Genomic DNA, 18,874 nt, shown 5'->3' with positions numbered 1-18,874 from the left:
TACAATATTTTAGCCAAAATACCTAAAGATAGCATCGAAAAACAAAGGCTGAGGCACAAGCGGTTATCTCCAAGAACCCAGTAAGTTCTGTTCAAAGACTAAACTGCGATGAAGGCTTACCTGAGAATGTCAATAAGAAGGAGCTGCTTTTGTTCAGTTGATTAGCTTAAGATGAAAAAACAGGCCATCCGTCCTTTCGACGGATGGCCTGTTTTTTTATAGCTTTTGCTTATTTCTTGCTCTTTTTATAGAAGAGCCAACTTGCCAAACTGACCAACAGGAGGCCGATAAAGACAAAGAAGTAATTGACTTTTGTGTTGGTTTTCGGTAAATCAAGCCAACCTGTCTCTCTAGCTGCTTGTTTCGTTGTTGGCTGATTTGGTTTTGTTTTTTTGGATACAGGTTGTTTCTCGTTAACAAACGTGCCCGCATCCACGAGTTCAGGTTTGTCTTTCGCTGTTGCCGCAATAGTGAATGCGACTGCTTGCTTAGACAGTTGGTAACCATCCGGTGCTTTTGTTTCCACAAAGGTATATTTTCCTGGTTGTAAGTGGTTCACTTGAACTAACCCTTGGTTGTCAGAACGTAATGAACGAGCGACAGTTTGCCCTGTCTCTGCATCTGTCACTTTAAATTCAGCACCTGCTAAGGCATTCTTTTGCTGGTCAATTTTCACCAGCTTGGCAGCACCTTGGTAATTAATAAAAGGTGCTTTAAGTACCACAGTGGCTGGTTTGCCTTGGTTGTCTTTGGCAATCGTAAAGCTTGCGCTTGGCGTTTCATTAAGAAGATAGCCTGTTGGCGCTTGTGTCTCCAAAAAACGATACGTTCCCGGTGCTAAGTTTTTCGCAATGACTTTGCCTTGCTTGTCAGACATCAGATTGGCTTGTCCAGCTACGGTTTGCCCTGTTTCATCAATGACCTTAAACACCGCACCTGCCAATGCTTCACCTGTTTCGTTTTCTTTGGTTAATTGAGCAGTTCCTTGATAATTGATAAGATCGCCTAAAGCAATTGGCTGCTCTTTTCCTAATTGGGCGGTTACATCAAATGGATGTGGCGTTGTGTCTAACAGATAGCCTGTTGGTGCTTTCGTTTCCACTAAAACGTAATGCCCTTCATTCAGACCTTTAGCGTAAATTTCGCCAGTCTTCTCCGTTGTTATTTCAGAAACTTTTTCTCCTGCACGATTCAAGAATGTTATTGGTGAACCTTGTGGCTGATTCTGATTATCGGCGTTGTAAATTGCAAAAACTGCACCCGCTAAGGTTTGACCTTGCTCGTTGACTTTACGTCCCGTTACTTCCGCTTGATAATTTACAAACTCTAACTCATCTAGTGGTTGTTTATCATTTGAATTCTTCTTCACTACAAAATAAATGGGTTGTTTATTGACGATATAGCCATCCGTTGCATCCATTTCATCTAATTCATAACTACCAGCGCCTAAATCCTCCATAGCCAATGAACCATCTTTTTCAGCAGTTACTTCTCTTTCAAAGATTTTTTCCCCGTTTTCGATTCGATACAATTTAAAAATCGTTCCTGGAAGTGGGTTCGCATTGGCATCAATTTTCTTAAAGACGGCGCGTCCTTTGAAATTGGCGAAGGCCCCTAATTGGAAGATCTCCGGATCGCCTTTGAAATCACCACGAATTTCTACTTTTACTAATTCAGGATAAATAATATAATCTGCGCCATCTGGTAATTTTGGTGCTTTGATTTCTTTGTAATAATAGGTACCTGGCGCCAAGTCTCTAAAGATAATTTTGCCATCTTTGCCACTCGTTGCTGTAATCCCTAATGATTGTTTATTGTGATCATATAGTTCAAAAACAGCACCTGCTAATGGTTGGTCTGCGCTATTCGTTTTCACGATTTGGAAAGCCCCTTTGTAATTCACAAAGTTGTCACTAGCAACAACGACCGCTGGTTTACCAGCATTTTTCTCAGCAATTTCAAATGGGACTGGCGTGGTATTTAATAAATAGCCTGTTGGCGCTTTGGTTTCTACAAAGCGATATTTTCCTGGGGCTAAGTGCTCTGCAACAATTTCCCCTTGATTATTTGTCGTCAAGCCTGTTTGAATCGTTTCTCCCTTCGCATCAAGCACTTTAAATGTCGCACCACTTAATAAGTGTCCATTCACATCTTTTTTGATTAATTTAGCTGCGCCTTGATAGTTAACAAAGTTAGCCGTTGCTATAACTGTTGCTGGTTTGCCCCGATCGCTTGCTGCAATCGTGAAAGCACTTGGTTCAGTGTTTAAAAGGTACCCTGCTGGCGCTTTGGTTTCCACAAATTGATATTTGCCTGGGGCTAAATCCGTCACTGTGACTTTTCCGTTTGCATCCGAAACTAAGTGTTCTCGAACCGCTTGTCCTGTGGTATCAAGGACTGAAAATTCAGCACCTGCTAATGGATTGCCTGCTTGGTCTTTTTTAATTAGTTCAGCAGAACCTTGGTAATTAAGCATTTTAACATGAACATCATGAATTTGTCCGCTCGTGTTTTGTGTCACAATGAACCGTTTGGGTGTCGTGTCTAAAAGATAGCCTGTCGGTGCTTCGATTTCTGTGAACTGATAAAGCCCCGGTTTTAAACTATCCACCTCTAACTGGCCATTCGCGTTGGTTCGATCCGGCGCAAGGGGAACTTCTTCCCAATGAGTAAACGGCGTGGTTACGGCATGCTCTAATTTAAAGCGAGCATTGACTAACTTTTTACCCTTCTCATCCATTTTTTCTAAAAATACTTTATTGACATCGTTTTTAATAATGGTTGGTTGTGCTCCTTCGGCTGAAGTTTCTTCATCAATAGTAATGACTCGGCCTTTAGCTAATTCGTCCGAAACTGTATAACCTTCTGGTGCTTTTGTCTCCACCAAAATGTATTGCCCTTGCGGCAACCCACCAAATGTGATAACCCCAGTGGCGTCTACTGTACCTTCACGTAGGACTTGTGTTTTGGCTTGGTCCCAAATTTGGAAATGGGCGCCTGCTAAAATAGTCGTCCCATCCATGGCTGTTTTCTTCAGCTGAATTTTGCCTTTAGTCCCTGTGGCATGACCGCCACTGTGATCAATGTCAACGACCACATCGCCATTGTCATCCCCATGAACGACTTCTGAACCATTTCCAGTAATTGACACTTGGTTGGATACCGTGTCTGTACTCCCCGCCGCTGAAGAAGTCACTAAACTACGATATTCCATATAATAAGGTGCTTCAATATGGGCCATTTTAACGACAATTTTTTGTTGTCCTGTTTCATTATCGGTGGTAACTTCCAGTGTGTAATCTTTTCCTTCTTCTAAAATAACAGATTTATCTGGCGTAATCGTTCCGTCTTCTGTTACGTTGGTACCGTAAATCACCAATGACTCGGGATCTAACACTTGATTTGGTGAGGGTGTATCAGTAATAACCACATCGTCTAAAACCGATTGGGCGCCATTGATCATTACATGCCAGTACACATGATCTGGATCATCTTTGTGGTATTCGCCACCTTTTTTCACTGATTCGCCACCATGTTGAATAGAAACTTTTCCTGTCACATCACGTGAAGAACCTTGGTTTGTATAAGATGCGGTATTGTCATAGCTAGCCGAACCTTCGATAACTTTTTCATCAACAGACGTCTTAAATTCAATCACATACGTACGACTATCATTAGGAAAGTCAACACGCCAAGTATTTTGGTTTTTCTCGCTTGGTTCTTCCATTGTGATATCCGTCAACGGTTGCGTTGGTTTCACTTTTTCAACCGAACCATCTGGTTTTGTATTGCCTTCATAGACTTTCAAGCTCCCAGCCAAATAGGTTTGATTGGTTAAAATTGGATCCGTCAAAAAGGCGTCGACTAAACGATTATTACTTAAATTAACCGCAAGCGTCCAAGTGATTTCTTTGGTAACGGCATTGTAAACACCGCTTTTTTGCGCATTTAAATCAAAAGCAGGTAAAGGTTTAAACGGTTTACTATCTTCTGAATGATGATTGTTTCCTGCTTCATCCGTCCAATCAATGGCAGCAGTATTTCGGTAATGGTCCAACGCGGGATCATTAGCGTCTAACTCGGTAACATCGAAAAAGGTAGTATAGGTTATGTGGAAAGCATCACTTGTTTTGGCATACGCCCCTATAAAACTTACCTTAAAGCCTGTTTCACCATCTGCATTACGAGTTATTTCTACCATGAAATCCTTGCCTAACGTCAACTGAGCACCAGTGGTTGTATCTTTAACAACCAACGAATTGGGTACCATAGTTAAGCCAGGAACTGGTTCGTACGTATCCGTAATCACGGCGTTTTCCATCAAATAATTATTTTGATTCACAGCTAACGTCCAACCAATCGTTGAATTTTGATAATCAACTGCGCCAGTGTTTTTAATAATATTTTGTTGACTGGCTGTGCCATCACCTTCTGAATGCTGACCAGTGCCAACATCCACACGATTATTCACGGCAACATCGCCTTCGACAATTCCATCAACTTTGGTTTTATAATCAATCTTGACTGCGCCATTCACATCATGTAAAAAGTCAATTGCAAAGGAACCGTCTCCGTTGATTACCACTTTGTAATCTTTTCCTTCCACAAGTTCTGCTCCAACGACTTCATTTCCTTTGTCATCAAATGTCACTGAATATAAATGTAAAGAATCTGGTTCAAACGTTAAATTATCGCCCATTGTGTCTGTAATGACTGCTTGGTCTTTTGGAATGGTTTGTTCACCATAGTTGTAGTTAATTTCCCAAGTGAATTCTTGATTGGCTTCGTCGTAATCTATATTGCGCTTGTCTAACATTTTGCCATATGTGGCGGTAACAGTTGCTTCAGCATCTAACCCATTTGGATTATTATCACTTGTTAACGTCGCGTGATTTTTAAAAGGCACATCGCCGCCGCCATCTGGAATAACCGCCTCGTCAATCGTCGTTTGGTACTCAAGACGATACGCTTTGTTGGTGTCACCTTTAATCGTCACATTGCCATTTTTATCAACGGTATATTCATCTGGACTAAGTTCGCGACCCACTTCTTTAATTGTTCCATCAAGATTCATCACTAACTCATAGACTTTCACGGACTTAAAGGTATTCCCTGTTGGCCATGTTTCCGTCACAGTTGGATTTGTTTGATCTTTCATCGCTTGATTGATATCTACCGTCCAAGTAATCGCACTAGGATTGGGCGTTCGATCAAAATGGCCTTGTTTATCAATTTGTTGTTCGGTATCTGGGACAATTGGAATCACTACAGGCGGCAAATCTTCTTGTGTAGGAATATCAATCACCCAATCTCCTGGGCCCCGCCCATCTGAATCATTCAAATGAGTATCTAAAGAAAAGTCCCCGTGAATGTCACTTTCAGACGTGATTCGCTCATTAAAGGTAAAACGAACCGTACCATCTTCACTAATTGTGTAGGTTCCATAGACATTGCCTTCTGCATCAACTAAATCACCTGAACCTGGTTTATTAGGTTTCAAATTGCCAGGTAATTGAAACTCGAAGTAATCGCCTGCTTTCATTTGTTCTCGCACATCTTCTGGAATCGACCAGTTAAAGTTCCAATGAATGGTCACATCTTCTTTATACGGCGGTGTTGCTGGTGTGCCATCAGGATTTAAATAAATCGGATCTTCAAAATTATCGATAATCGTTGTTTCATCACCTGTAAAATAGTCACTGATATCTGTTGGTCCTGCTACGCGCGGTTTGACAGTCGTAGACTCGGTTGTTTTACTTTCTATCGCTTTTGTCGTGCTGGCGACAGTTTTTTCGGATGAACGAGGAACAGAGGACTTTGTAGATGCTTCTTCTGTTGAACCTTCATTCGCTGATGCGGCTGGCGAACTCGTGATTGCCGTTGATTCTGTCGGATCAGTACCAGTATTTAACGTCAACGCTCGTTGTTGTTGTCCATAAGAAAACGTCACATCTTCTGTAGCTGTAGGGTTCAACATTAAGACTAACGTATCTGCTAACGCTTGCTGATTCAATTCAATTTGAATCTGTTTCTTCTGGTCATCCACTTGAATCTTGCGCGTATTATTGGGCGCTGCCCAATGTGCAGCTTTGATTGACACATTGGCACTATAATGCACTACAACCTCTTGTGTTACTGGTTGTGCTTTTCCTTGAAGCGCTAAGGTCATTTCTTGTTGGCTGGTTTGCTTCACTTCTCCTAACGTTAACTGGCCATCGCTGTTAACCTCTTCCGCCAAAGCCATGAGTGGTGTGCCATAATTTAGAACAAGTAACAAACACATCAACCCGTAGAGCCAACGGTTTACCATTGGACCATTCTTTCTCATTTCTTTCATCCTTCCTCTACTAACGACACATAGAAGAGAACGTTCACTTCGTACCAATTTTTTATTTTAAACCAAATAAGTGAGTGCTCTTCTGTTGTCTTTCTTCCTTGCTAAAACATACAGCCAACACACCTTTTCTTTTTATCTCCTCAAAACGCACTCTTACTTCGAATGCGGATTCATTTTCTGCTTTTTCCTATAGACTCTTCTATAAGAATAAGAAGAGTATAACGGGATTTTTCATCGAAAATTATCAACAACTTCTCCTCCAAATAGAAAAAGTTGATGAAATCCCAGAAACCCTTTTCATCTTTATGAAAACACGCCCTTATCCTTTCTTATTTTTACTATTCCTCCTTCCACTATACCGTTTTTTTAATTTTTTTCATAAGAACTAACCAGACAAAAAAGCCTATTTGTATAAGCTATTTAAGCTAAAAAATCAATAGACTCAAATTATCATTCTTGTTATTTAAATGTTTTATATAAACTGGTTGTTTTTCTTAATAATTTTTTGCTCTATCATTTTTTGTCCATGTTTTCTTCCATTTGACACATTCAGTTCTTCTTGATTTTTAAGAATAGATACAGTAGCATAAGAACAACTAGTTCTTTCACTGGCAATCGTCAATGTCATTTAGAAAAGAATGCCCTATCTGTATTATCTGAAAAATCAAACAATCATAACCAATTAGAAAGGTGGTTATTATGTATAACTTATTAACCAAACAGGAAATTCAGTTGCTTTCCCTAATTGAATACTTGTATGACAGTAAAGAAAAAGTCCCCATGCAAGTACTCCGACGAAAATATGAATTTTCCCATTACAATATCAACAATTTATTGAATCAATTAACTTTGTTAATTTCTCGAGTCAATACACATGAAAATGTACATATTCGCATCATTAATAATCAACAGTCCATAGAATTAGTTGCCGATGAAAATATCCCGATTGAGTTAATGAAAGAAGCCGTAGTTCGCGGGTCATTAACTTATATGTTAGCCTTAGATTTACTTTTAAAACGCTATACTTCAGCCAAAGATTTTTGTGAAGAGCATTTCATTAACTTTTCTATTTTCAAACAAGTCAGTGACCGTTTAAACAATTATCTAGCTAGATTTAATTGTTATTTAAACTTAAAAAGACGAGAAAAAATTTGTGGTGCTGAAAAAGATTTTCGCAGTTTCTTTTATTCCTTATTCTTCATTTCAGGAACTTCTCTAGTACCATTTTTATCTAAGACTAATCAAGCGCAATTGCAGAATTTTATTGAAATCATCAAAAACCGTTATCCTTACTTTACATATACCGATTTACGCAAATTAAAATTAATTATGTCCATAGGTTTACTCCGTTACCAATCTGATTTTACAATCAGCGATTATCCTGAAATTGCTACGATCAATTTAGCCTTTCCTTATTCAGAATTTCAATTATTAGTGAATGATTGTTTTATCAATGAACAACAAGAACCCGACACTTGGCGGGCTGAAATTCGTTTCTACTATGATTTTTTCAGTACACTAACGATGTATTCACTTGAACAAATAGAAACGGTCAACTTTGCCAACTTAGCGATTATGGGCATGGATGAAAGTCCCCATGTCACCTGGATTTTTGAAAAATGTACGCAATTACAGTTGGATTTAAGCGCAATAGAAGTGGTCTTTTTGTTGGTTAATTTATCTAATGCCAGTGAACGACTGATTCATTTCCCTGTGGAAGAGGAATTGAGCTATGAGGTTGCTAATGTCTCTTTGTATGAAAAACAATACCCAAATGTTTCACGAACAACCAACTATTTCTTAAAGCGTTTGCCTTTTGACAAACAACATCCACTAGATGCGTTATTTAAAGAAACCATTTTTTTAATTATTCGGAGCGTTTTATTAAATAAACAAATTCCTGTTAAAATTTTACTTCATTCATCTATTAATCAGATACAAGAAAATTGGTTAGCGAAGGAAATCAATAATTATTGCGATGTTCCTTTGAAATTTGTTAATCATATTCAAGAAGTGCCTGACTTAGTCATTACTGACAAAAATAATCCGCTTTTTCACGCCAGTAAAACTTTTTATTGGCATCCCGTTCCTTATTTAGACGAATACTATAACCTAAAACAAGTAGTTCGCAAAATTTATTTTGCCAAATTGCGTGGGGAAAACAGTTTGGAGGGAATCGGATGTTAACAGGGTTACTTGATGTACCTTATCGTAAAAGTTTTGCTCTTTTAGAAGAGTTACTCGAACGTCGTGAAGCAGAAGAACAAACATTGGCGATTTCTACTTTAGCGACTCAATTAAAAATGCAACAAAATACCATTCTACAATCTGTAGCTTTGCTCCAAACAGAAATTGAAAAAAACGGCTGGGAAAACTTATTTTCTTTGTCGGCAAACGCCAAAGAAATCACATTTTGGTTTGCACCCTATTTCCAACTATCGTTCTTGATGCCCTACTTTGTCAAAAAAAGTTTCGCGTATCAAGTACTGACCTATGCCTTTAACCATAATGCAATTGATAGCAAACATTTTGAAAAAGTCCTAGAAATTTCTTCATCAACCTTTACGCGAAAAATTGGACAATTAAACCAATGGCTCCAAAAATATCAGATTGAAATCAATTTAAAACGTACCAATGTGTTGGTGGGCAAAGAAAAAGATATCCGGATTTTCTTTATGATGCTTTTTTGGAACAATTACTCTGAAGGGGATTGGCCGTTGCACACGATTACTAAAAAAGAAGTCCATAGTCTCTTTCGACGTTTAAAACACTCTGTTTCTTTCAATACAACACAAGATTTTACAAAAGACTTAATTTTTTCTGCGGTGATTTTAGCGCGTTGGAAAGAGGGCTTTTTTATCAAAGAAACTTTCGTGGAGGAAGAAGCGATTGTTAATCCCTTTGTTAATCTGAGTGAATTTGAATTGTTTTTTAAAGAAGAAGCCTTACACCAAGTTCCAACAAAATTTATACAAAAAGAAGGCCTTTTTGCCTTTTTCTTATTGACGATTAGTGTCAGCTACGCTACACAAGATGTCTTGGAAATTCCAGCAGCACGGATGCATATGGTCCAGCTATTAGGCTCACCCATTAAAGAGATCATTTATCAACTAACGTCTTTTTATCAAATTAAATTGACATTTCACGAGTATCTTTATCTATATACTTCTATCCAAAATTTAAGTGTCTTTTTTAAGACCTTTGTCACGATTGCCAATCCATTTGTACAAGAAAGCTTTTTAAAAGAAGCGCTTCAAAAAAATCCAAGTCTCTACAAAGATGTGAAGCGACTTACAATCGAAATGCTTCCGACATTGATGGGCAATGAAAAATTGTTAGTTGACTGCTTGTTTATTCTTTTTTGTACATTGAAAACGAAATCTTTACCACCGATTCGTGTCTTAGTAAGGACCAATCAAAGTAATTTAATTTTAGATACCCTTTATGAAAAGCTAAGTAAAGCCGTGGATAAAAAATTAATTTTTGTCGCTTCACCAGAAAAGCCTTTCGATGTAATTATTACAGATATCTTTTCAGAAGTTAGTGTCAAATCAACGGTTCCCACTTATTATGTTGATTTTTCTGCTAGCATTGGTGAACTAGCGCAAAGCTTAGAAAATTTAAATACACAAATTGTCACCAAACAAAGTCCACGCCACTTTTAAAAGTTTTCACGTGAAACATTTTAAGTGATAAAATTTACAAAAAACGCCAAAAGGTAGCAGAAAAACTGCTACCTTTTGGCGTTTTTTACGAAAATTTTCAATGTTCCACTCTAGTGATACCGAAACGTAGAACATTCATTTACTAACTACTCATTTTACATGACGTTGTTATTTTCTGTCACCAATTCTAGCTCTTGCAAGTAATGATCCAAAGTCGCGTGATGTTGATCGACATCGGCTAACTCTGTTTCAATTTTAGCTAAACGCGTGTTCATGCGTTGAATTTCCGTTAGTGTTTGTTGTAAAACGTTTAAAATCCGTTCATCGTTAGGCATTGAAATCACTCCTTGTCCATTTATAGTTCTGAGCCGTGTTCAATCTCTTCAATCGTTTCAAGAGACAAATCTTTGGCATCATTTTTAGCTTTGTGGAAGACCATATATAAAATGGTACAAACGATTGGGATACAGCCTGCTAAGAAGTACATTTGTTGGAATGACATAAAGTTACGTAATTCACCTAAAACGTACGGACCAACCCCTAATCCAAGGTCTAAACCGATGAAATAAGTCGATAAAGCAATCCCGATACGGTGAGGACTTGGGCTTTCTTGAAGACAAACCGCTTGGCCATTTGACATGAAGGTACCATAACCTAAGCCAATTAACCCACCTGAGACTAATAACATCCAACCAGACGTAGTCATACTTAATAAGAACAAGCCTAGTGTTAAGAAAATGTAGCTCGGATACATGACGTAGCGTTCCCCTTTGACATCGAAAATCCGACCTGTCGATGGACGTGTTAAGGTAATCACGACTGCATAGACGATAAAGAAGAAGGTGCTGACGTCAACTAAATCGATTACTTTGACATAAGAAGATAAGAAAGATAAGACACTTGAATAAGCAAGACCCATTAAAAAGGCGATAAATGTAATAAATAAAACTTTCTTTTCAACAAAACTATCAAAATTCCATTTAGATAAAGCTTCACGATGTTCAGGTGTTAACTCAATATTTTTCACTGGGAAAATGAAGCAAGCAATGGTTGTTAACAAAATTAAAATAATTGAAAAGTTAATAATGACATGGAAGTTGGAAACATTTAACAATAACATCCCAATAAATGGCCCAATGCCGGCTGCTAAACTAGTACTCAAACCATAATAATTGATCCCTTCCCCTTTTTTGTTTTTAGGGATATAGGCGGTAACAATTGCGTTGGTCGCTGTCGAAACGGTTCCGTAACCAAACCCATTTAAAAAACGGACCAGATAAAGAATGCCCATACTTGGCATATACATATACGCAACAGTCGTTAAAAGATAAAACAAAGCCCCATAACGTAAGACTTGTTTGCGCCCAATCAGTTCAAGGAGTTTTCCCATGAAAAGTCGTGCAAGCAATGTCCCGATGATGTAAATTCCTGAGGCCAGACCCGCTTGACCTAAAGTAGCATGTAAGCTATCTTGCGCAATCACCGCAATAATAACCATTAATAAATAATAAACAAGATAGACAATGAAATTAATCACTGTAATACTGATAAAGCCTTTATTCAAAAGCTTTGTTGGTGTTTGTTCTGTCATAATTCTTTGAATTCCTCTCTCTTTTGTTCTGTTTATTTTGTGTTGCTATTTTTCAATAAAAGACCGCTATCCCCTCACTTTGATGACTTATCAAAAAATTTTCTGAAATTCATTTGCAGTTATTACTATACGAGATATCCGTTACAAAAAAATGTAAATTTGTGAATGATAAACGTTATCTACAAATAACTTCAACAAATGTTGTTGATTTTTGTTGAAGAAAGAGTCCTCAACTATTCTCAAAATATCGAATGGTTGAGGACTCTTTCTTTTAATTAAAAATAAGTTCACATCTATTACAAACTGTCTATAGTTTGACTCTGTATGTCTAAGACATCGGTTACTTTTTGGCCAAATTGTCCTTGGATCGACTTTTCTAAGCCAGTATTTGCATTTTCTATTGAGCGTTTGGCTTGTGCTAAAGCATTTTTTTCCCTTCGCTTGCTTTTCTGTACTTTTTTACTCTGTTGTTGTAACAGCGATAAACCGAGAGACTGCGCTGTTACTTTTTGCAGATTCTTTTGGTATTCTTTCCATAATTTCTCCAATAACTCCATGAACATCCTCCTTCGTTAACTTTCCCGCTGTGCATTTAATTTTCTATACTTTATTTCTAACTCTTCCCTCTGACGGTAAAGTTTTCTCTTAGCATGACTTACTTCTTCTGAAAAGTCATATTCTAATCGGCCAAGCGCTTGTCTCGCTTGTTGTAGTGGTTGCTGATTTTCGGCAATCATTCGAATAGCAGACTGAATGTTATAATAGGTTTCTTCAGCGAGTTGTTGGCTTTTTCTCTGATAAGAAGCTAAGAGCATTTCTTGCTCATCTAACTCCCGCAATTGTCTGCGGCATCTTTCTAGCTCATCGGCTGTCGTCATGTTAAGGCTCCTTTCAGTTGGTTCGCTAATTCTTGATCTCTCTGAATCAATTCATTTATTTTAGCGGTAATTTGTTGGGTTAATTGAACAAATGAAGTTCTAATACGATTGATTTTGCTGAATTTTTGCTGGAAATATTCCAGATCTTGGTCAACCATCGTTTGTTTCGTACATTGGACTTGATCCATCGCCTCTCTCATTTCTGCATACGAAAGTTCTGGTGTATGTCGTTGAATGAGTTGCAATCCGTTTTCCCAATCTTCTTGTAATTCTTGCATCACTTTTTTGTAAATATGTAGGCACTCTTCCATCGCTACATCAAATTGTGATGCGGCGACTTTAACAACCGCTAAGGCTTGACTATCTTCTAAATAAATCCGTTCATTACTAGATAATCCGCCACCGCTCGCCGTTAAAGAAACACGTAATTCATTCAACTGATTAAATTGTTTCAGTTGTTCTTGAAGCCATTTGTTTTCTTTTTTTAAACGGTTGATTTCTACCAATGTCTCAGGATTCGTGCCGTCGTAAGTCTCCAACCCACGGATTCTATTTTTATTTTCTAAAATCTGCTGCGCCAGGATAGTTTGCTCGATTGCAACGCCACCATGCCCATCTGAATATACAGCAATGTCGCCCCATTTATCAATATAATTTCCGTCATCATCAGTTTTAAACATATCCAAATCATGGCCGAACGTCTTTTTAACCCAGCCGACAATTACGCCACTATAATTATCAACTCCAAAACTATAAAAAGGAATTTTCCCTTGTCCACCTGTTACAAAACTGCTGGTGACCGCATCTGAAGTATCATAGAAATTAATAATTTGACCTTTGTAGTTTTTAATTTGTTCGTCTGTCAATCCTGAACCAGCCGCACCATACGTGATGGCATTGTAGCCTTTCAAAACCGCAACGTAAATTGCTTCGGCACCACCAAGAGAATGACCCGTCGTGTTAATTGTATAGCCAGCTTCAGGAGAATATTGGCGCTCAATCTGACTGGCATATGTTAAAGCAGATTGGAACGCTCCAGCTTGGTGTTTGTCATTAAAGCCAATTTCTCGAAAATTGGTTTTCCAATCTTGCCATGATTTGGTACCAGCGTAGACAATGGTTAGATTTTGGTTGATTACGGATTGGGGATAGCCTGGTACTTCCTTTAATTGATTGTCCTTTAAATGTTTATACTGATTTTTAATTTCTGCAACCGTCATAGCCTGCATACTGTTATTTCTAGGTTCACGTTCGTATCCAAGGGTATCTTTATCGGTATCGATGGTATCGATTACAATATGATTTGTTTCTTTTATTTTCTTATTGATTGGAACCTTTTCTTTTTCTACATCATAAACCTTTTTAGATAATATTCTGTAAGCATCCATTACTTTATCCCTCCTTCATCATACATAATTAAATTTTCCGGAATCGTTAATTCTGTCGGTTTATCTTTTTGTTCAATATAATAGGGACCTCTACCTGTACTATTCGTTATTCGATAGATAAATTTCTTAGTTTCTGACGATATTGTGTCTAAACTGACCTCTTCTTCATAAACATCGTTGATGGTAAAATAAACTTTCAACGTGTTTACTGGGCCTATTGAAAAACTTGTAAATTCTATTTTGTTGATATCAGAGTATTCTTTTAGTTTTTCAAGCTTGTCAAAAAACTCTTGTTCTGTCAGGGAACCTTTACCTCTATTAAATTCTTTAAAAATTTTCTCTTCTTCTTTTTCGTTCACTGTATATAACCGATAGTTATTATACAAATAGTTCGCTAAATCTGTTTGGATTTCGTGTAGTTTTGCTTTTTCTTGTTCGTCCATGTACCATTTTCCTCCAATTCCTATGATTAAAATAATGAGTATTCCAACTAACCATTGCTTCCTATGTTTCACTGATTCACCTCCTTGGTCTTTATGTACGATAATTTTTATTGGTTTGTTCCTTTATATGTCATCGATTACAATTTAGTCAGTACCTTCAAGCTTAGTATTTATTTTATCCTTTTGAACGCCGTAGACCTTATCTGATAAAATTCTATTATGATCCATTAACGAATCCCTCCTTCATCATACGTCACTAAATTTTCTGGTACAGATAAATTGGTTGCTGTTGGCTTTTTCTCAAGATAATAGGGGCCTTCTCCCTCATGCTCACCAATTTTAAATACTAACTTATTTGTCTCTGCGGAAATAGTGTTGAGATACGTCTGTTTATCTAGCTTATTATTTATTGTATAATGTACTTTCAACATTTTCATTGGACTTACCGAAAATCTGGTAAATTTTATTTTGGTAATGTCGGAGTATTTTGCAATTTCATCTAATTTATTTGAATACTCTCGATAACTCAAGTCCCCATTTCCTTTGTTATATCTCTTCTCTAACTGCGCTCTCTCTTGTTCATCAAATGTATAAATTCGATAGTTATTATACAAATAGTTTGCTAAATCTGTTTGGATTTCGTGTAGTTTCGCTTTTTCTTGTTCGTCCATGTACCATTTTCCTCCAATTCCTATAATTAAGATAATGAATAGTCCGATTAACCATTGCTTCCTATGTCTCACTTGTTCACCTCCTTGGTCTTTATGTACGATAGTTATCCATTACTTTATCCCTCCTTCATAATACATAATTTTATTCTTGGGCATTGTTACAGAAGTTGGCTGTTCTTTTTCTTCTAAAACATAATTATTTCTCGTATTTCCTGGATCCAAACTATAGCGAAATTTTCCTGTTTCTGCTGAGATAGTACTTAATGTTGTATTATCTTCATACACATCGTTAATAATAAATTCGACCTCTAAACCTTTCATTGGTCCTATTGAAAAACTTGTAAATTCTATTTTGGTAATGTCGGAGTATTCTCTTAACGCACTTAATTTATTAAAATACTCCTCTTCTGAAATACTTCCTTTTCCCTTATTAAACTCTTGATAAATCTCTTCGACTTTTTTTTGATTTCTCGTATAAATCCGATAGTTATTATACAAATAGTTCGCTAAGTCTGTTTGGATTTCGTGTAGTTTTGCTTTTTCTTGTTCGTCCGTGTACCATTTCCCTCCAATTCCTATGATTAAAATAATGAGTAATCCGATTAACCATTGCTTCCTATGTCTCACTGATGTACCTCCTTTTTGCCACGCAACGACTTTTTAATTAAATTTTAACAAAACCACCTATCAAAGGAAAGTTATATTTAATCTAATTTTAATAAACTGGATAATATTAAAGAATATAAAAAAAGAGTTTGGACAATCGCCCAAACTCTTCTGAAAAATCTTCTCTATTTTCGTCCTAAAATCCATGAAACGATGGCAACTAAAATCACTGCCCCGATAATCGATGGCACAATAGCCATCCCAGCTAAGCTTGGTCCCCATGTGCCTAAAATGGCTTGACCAATTGTTGAACCAACTAACCCTGCAATGATATTGGCAATAATGCCCATCGATGATCCTTTTTTAGTAATTGCTCCAGCGATTGCCCCAATGACACCACCGACAATTAATGCCCAAATAAAGCCCATGATTGTTTCCTCCCTTTAACTGTTTATTCTACACGTGGTTCCATATTTTCTTTGACTTGTTCTGTTCCTTTATTCACAGCTTTTTTTGCTTTTTCTGTTTGTTCAGAAGCAAATTCACCGGTACTTTTGGCAGCGCCTGTGACTTTATCTTGAACCGTTTCGCTATCTTCTTCGTATTCTTCTTTTGATTTGATATCAACTACGTTAACATTCACTTCAATCACATCTAAGTGGGTCATTTTTTTCACTTCACGGCTGATTAATTCTTTCATTTTTTCGTAAATGTCTTGAATATCTTTGCCGTATTCTACCACGATATCCATATCAACAGCGACTTGTTTTTTACCAACTTCGGTATCAATACCAGCTGTGACGTTATCTGTGTTTACTAATTTTTCAGCAATATTTGAGAAAAAGCCGCCATCGACTGTCAATAGACCATCAACATTTTCTAAGGCTAAACCGATAATTTTTTGAACGACTTTATCTTCAAATGTTAATTCACCTTTGATTGCATGATCTTCTGGTGTGTGTGGTCCGTTTCCTGCTGGTTTTGGTACATTATTGAATTTTTCGTTACTCATGGTTCATTCCTCCTAGTTTCTTCTATTATTGCTTTATTTTTAATAAAATAATAACCAATTATTGAACACGAGGTGCCGTGTTTTCTTTGACTTTTGTCTTGCCTTTAGTTACCGCATGTTTGGCTTTGTTGGTTTGTTTTGACATAAAACTACCTGTCGCTTCAGCGGCGTTGCCAAGTTTATCTTGGACTGTTTCACTTTCTTCTTGGTACTCTGCTTGTGTTTTGATATCTACTACGTTGACATTGACTTCGATTACTTCCAAGTGAGTCATTTGTTGGACTTCGCGAGTAATAACCTCTTTCATTTGATCATAAATGGTCTCGATATCTTTCCCATATTCGGCTACAATGTCCATATCCACTGCGACTTGTTTTTTGCCGACCTCGGTGTGAATGCCTGTTGTAACATCTTCACTGTTAATCATTTTATCTCGTAAATTCGAGAAAAAACCACCGTCCACAGTTAACAAACCGTCGACTTCTTCCAAAGCAATGCCAATAATTTTTTGGATTACTTTATCCTCAAACGTCAACTCACCTTTAACAATCGATACATTTGCATTTTCCATAGCCAAAACCTCCTATTTATGATGAAAATAATTTTTGACAATGCCTGTCTGTTCCAAATACAAACCTAGCCAAATACCTAGTCCTGTCAGGAGTACTACTAACAATGTTTTAAAGAAGCCGATTGACAGAAACAAGATTGCAAAAACCAAGCCGACTAGGCCACCAATTAACGGAACGGCATATTGTTTTATCCATTCAACCATTGTACATCCCTCCTACTCCACACGTGCTTGTGTCTGCTGTTGTTGTGGTCGTTTCATTGATTGAATATCTTCAAAATGAACATCAATCGTAATCTTGTGACCAGTTCCCACCAAACGAGCAAGCCGTTCTTCCATTGTTTTTGACCAAGCTTCTGTTTGTCCAATTAAATCTGCCGTTCGTTTCAGTGTGCCTTTGACATTGACCTTAATGCGCCGTTTTGTCGCCTTTACACGAATGGTTGGTGCTTCCAGAAAGTCACTGTCTTGCAAGCTAGAGCGTACAAATCCTTCGATGGCTTTACGGTGTAACACTAACTTTCCTTGCTCTTCTTTTAATTCAAACGTGCCTTTTCTTCTTGGGAATAAAAGAATGAATAAAAATAGAAAGAGCATAATTCCTAGTAAAACCAGCGCTACCCAAAAGATTGCTTGACGTGCGTACTCGTTGTCTTGCAAGAACCATTGGACATTATCTGGTGGTTGCCAAGCTGTATCGGCTGACCAAGTGGTGATGGCCACCGCGCCAAATAATGCCATTAAAATCAGTGAACCTAGAAGCAAAAGTATTTTAACAACTTTATTCACGGAACATCCCTCCTAAAGATTAATTGCTTCTCCACCAGTTACGCCATAAACTTGAGCCGTAACATAACTTGCATCATTGGACGCCAAGAAAACATAAACAGGGGCTAATTCAGCAGGCTGACCTGCACGTTCCAGTAAAGAATGTTGCCCAAATTCTGGCAACTCTTCAATTGGTTGTCCATGATCTAACTGTAACGGTGTCCAGATTGGTCCTGGAGCCACGCCATTTACCCGAATGCCTTTTGGTGCCAGTTGTTTTGCTAAACCAACGGTAAAGTTGGCAATTGATGCCTTCGTTGCTGCATAATCCAACAAATGCTCACTTGGATTAAAGGCTTGGACGGAAGTCGTTGTCACGATGCTACTTCCGGCAGGTAAGTGAGGCACTGCTGCTTTGACAATGCCAAACATCGCAATAATATTGACATGGAAAGTGTCTATCACTTGTTCCATTGGTAATTCTTCAATAGCGGCACAGGAAATTTGTTGGGCTGCATTTAAAACAAGGGTATCCAAGCCGCCTAATGCTTCATGAGCTTGTGCAACCAATTTTTCAGGTGCCTGTTTATCTCTTAAATCTGCTGGCAAAAGAACGACTTTTCGGCCAGCTTCTCGTATATAGTGCGCCACTTCTTCGGCGTCTTTTTCTTCACCTGGGAAAAAATGTAAGGCGATATCTGCGCCTTCACGAGCAAAAGCAATCGCCGCCGCTCGTCCAATCCCAGAATCACCGCCTGTAATTAATACCCGACGATTTTCTAATTTGTGATTTCCGACATAGCTGTCTTCCCCACAATCTGGTTTAGGGACCATTTTGTCCTGTAATGCGGGAGTTTCTTGATCTTGTTGCGGAAATCCATCACTATAAAATAACTTTCTTGGGTCTTTTAAGTTTGGTTCTGTCATTAAATCTCCTCCCTTTC

17 protein-coding genes are annotated in these 18,874 nt (G+C 37.8%); 2 read left to right on the top strand and 15 right to left on the bottom strand.

Annotation, left to right across the window (positions count from 1 at the left end; genetic code table 11):
* Window positions 1–229: 229 nt before the first annotated feature.
* Window positions 230–6,328, bottom strand: a complete 6,099-nt coding sequence (fss1, locus tag IGI97_RS00430; protein WP_438737771.1) for a fibrinogen-binding MSCRAMM adhesin Fss1 — start codon at window positions 6,326–6,328, stop codon at window positions 230–232.
* 708 nt (window positions 6,329–7,036) lie between these two features.
* Between fss1 and IGI97_RS00425 the strand changes: the two genes are divergently transcribed.
* Window positions 7,037–8,524 (top strand): helix-turn-helix domain-containing protein, encoded by a 1,488-nt coding sequence (locus IGI97_RS00425; RefSeq protein WP_086317570.1) that lies wholly within the window; start codon window positions 7,037–7,039, stop codon window positions 8,522–8,524.
* Window positions 8,518–10,002, top strand: coding sequence for a helix-turn-helix domain-containing protein (locus IGI97_RS00420; RefSeq protein ID WP_002396762.1), 1,485 nt, complete (start codon window positions 8,518–8,520; stop codon window positions 10,000–10,002). Before IGI97_RS00425 ends, IGI97_RS00420 begins: the two co-directional genes overlap by 7 nt.
* A 155-nt stretch (window positions 10,003–10,157) precedes the next feature.
* Here the strand turns inward: IGI97_RS00420 and IGI97_RS00415 are convergent, their stop codons facing one another.
* The 14 genes from IGI97_RS00415 to IGI97_RS00350 all read right to left on the bottom strand — a co-directional run bounded on the left by IGI97_RS00415 (window position 10,158) and on the right by IGI97_RS00350 (window position 18,857).
* A complete protein-coding gene (locus IGI97_RS00415) occupies window positions 10,158–10,337 on the bottom strand; it encodes a hypothetical protein (RefSeq protein ID WP_002381345.1) in 180 nt (59 codons plus the stop codon).
* A gap of 20 nt (window positions 10,338–10,357) precedes the next feature.
* Window positions 10,358–11,593: an MFS transporter gene (locus IGI97_RS00410; RefSeq protein WP_002356101.1), complete on the bottom strand. Its 1,236-nt coding sequence runs from the start codon at window positions 11,591–11,593 to the stop codon at window positions 10,358–10,360.
* Between the two features lie 296 nt (window positions 11,594–11,889).
* Window positions 11,890–12,156: a hypothetical protein gene (locus IGI97_RS00405; protein WP_025189271.1), complete on the bottom strand. Its 267-nt coding sequence runs from the start codon at window positions 12,154–12,156 to the stop codon at window positions 11,890–11,892.
* A 9-nt stretch (window positions 12,157–12,165) separates the two neighbouring features.
* Window positions 12,166–12,471 (bottom strand): hypothetical protein, encoded by a 306-nt coding sequence (locus IGI97_RS00400; RefSeq protein ID WP_002356099.1) that lies wholly within the window; start codon window positions 12,469–12,471, stop codon window positions 12,166–12,168.
* Complete coding sequence (locus IGI97_RS00395; RefSeq protein WP_438737768.1) at window positions 12,468–13,859, bottom strand: triacylglycerol lipase; 1,392 nt, start codon at window positions 13,857–13,859, stop codon at window positions 12,468–12,470. The genes IGI97_RS00400 and IGI97_RS00395 overlap by 4 nt, the downstream gene beginning before the upstream one ends.
* Complete coding sequence (locus tag IGI97_RS00390) at window positions 13,859–14,374, bottom strand: hypothetical protein (RefSeq protein WP_096397459.1); 516 nt, start codon at window positions 14,372–14,374, stop codon at window positions 13,859–13,861. Before IGI97_RS00390 ends, IGI97_RS00395 begins: the two co-directional genes overlap by 1 nt.
* Window positions 14,375–14,529: 155 nt before the next feature.
* Window positions 14,530–15,045: a hypothetical protein gene (locus tag IGI97_RS00385; protein WP_438737766.1), complete on the bottom strand. Its 516-nt coding sequence runs from the start codon at window positions 15,043–15,045 to the stop codon at window positions 14,530–14,532.
* A gap of 39 nt (window positions 15,046–15,084) precedes the next feature.
* Window positions 15,085–15,600 carry a hypothetical protein gene (locus IGI97_RS00380; protein ID WP_438737764.1) on the bottom strand — a complete coding sequence of 172 codons (516 nt, stop codon included), beginning with the start codon at window positions 15,598–15,600 and terminating at the stop codon, window positions 15,085–15,087.
* Between the two features lie 164 nt (window positions 15,601–15,764).
* Window positions 15,765–16,007: a GlsB/YeaQ/YmgE family stress response membrane protein gene (locus IGI97_RS00375; RefSeq protein ID WP_002356092.1), complete on the bottom strand. Its 243-nt coding sequence runs from the start codon at window positions 16,005–16,007 to the stop codon at window positions 15,765–15,767.
* Window positions 16,008–16,030: 23 nt separating this feature from the next.
* A complete protein-coding gene (locus tag IGI97_RS00370; RefSeq protein WP_002356090.1) occupies window positions 16,031–16,591 on the bottom strand; it encodes an Asp23/Gls24 family envelope stress response protein in 561 nt (186 codons plus the stop codon).
* 58 nt (window positions 16,592–16,649) lie between these two features.
* Window positions 16,650–17,162, bottom strand: a complete 513-nt coding sequence (locus tag IGI97_RS00365; RefSeq protein ID WP_002383483.1) for an Asp23/Gls24 family envelope stress response protein — start codon at window positions 17,160–17,162, stop codon at window positions 16,650–16,652.
* Window positions 17,163–17,174: 12 nt separating this feature from the next.
* Window positions 17,175–17,366 (bottom strand): DUF2273 domain-containing protein, encoded by a 192-nt coding sequence (locus IGI97_RS00360; RefSeq protein WP_002356087.1) that lies wholly within the window; start codon window positions 17,364–17,366, stop codon window positions 17,175–17,177.
* 12 nt (window positions 17,367–17,378) lie between these two features.
* Window positions 17,379–17,951 carry an alkaline shock response membrane anchor protein AmaP gene (gene amaP / locus IGI97_RS00355; protein ID WP_002381343.1) on the bottom strand — a complete coding sequence of 191 codons (573 nt, stop codon included), beginning with the start codon at window positions 17,949–17,951 and terminating at the stop codon, window positions 17,379–17,381.
* 12 nt (window positions 17,952–17,963) lie between these two features.
* Window positions 17,964–18,857: an SDR family oxidoreductase gene (locus IGI97_RS00350; protein ID WP_002356084.1), complete on the bottom strand. Its 894-nt coding sequence runs from the start codon at window positions 18,855–18,857 to the stop codon at window positions 17,964–17,966.
* Between the last annotated feature and the right edge of the window lie 17 nt (window positions 18,858–18,874).

The organism is Enterococcus sp. DIV2419 (genome assembly GCF_051711865.1).
Lineage (GTDB): Bacteria > Bacillota > Bacilli > Lactobacillales > Enterococcaceae > Enterococcus > Enterococcus faecalis.
Note: the sequence above shows the minus strand (reverse complement) of the source record. Positions and strands in the feature narration are given on the sequence as shown.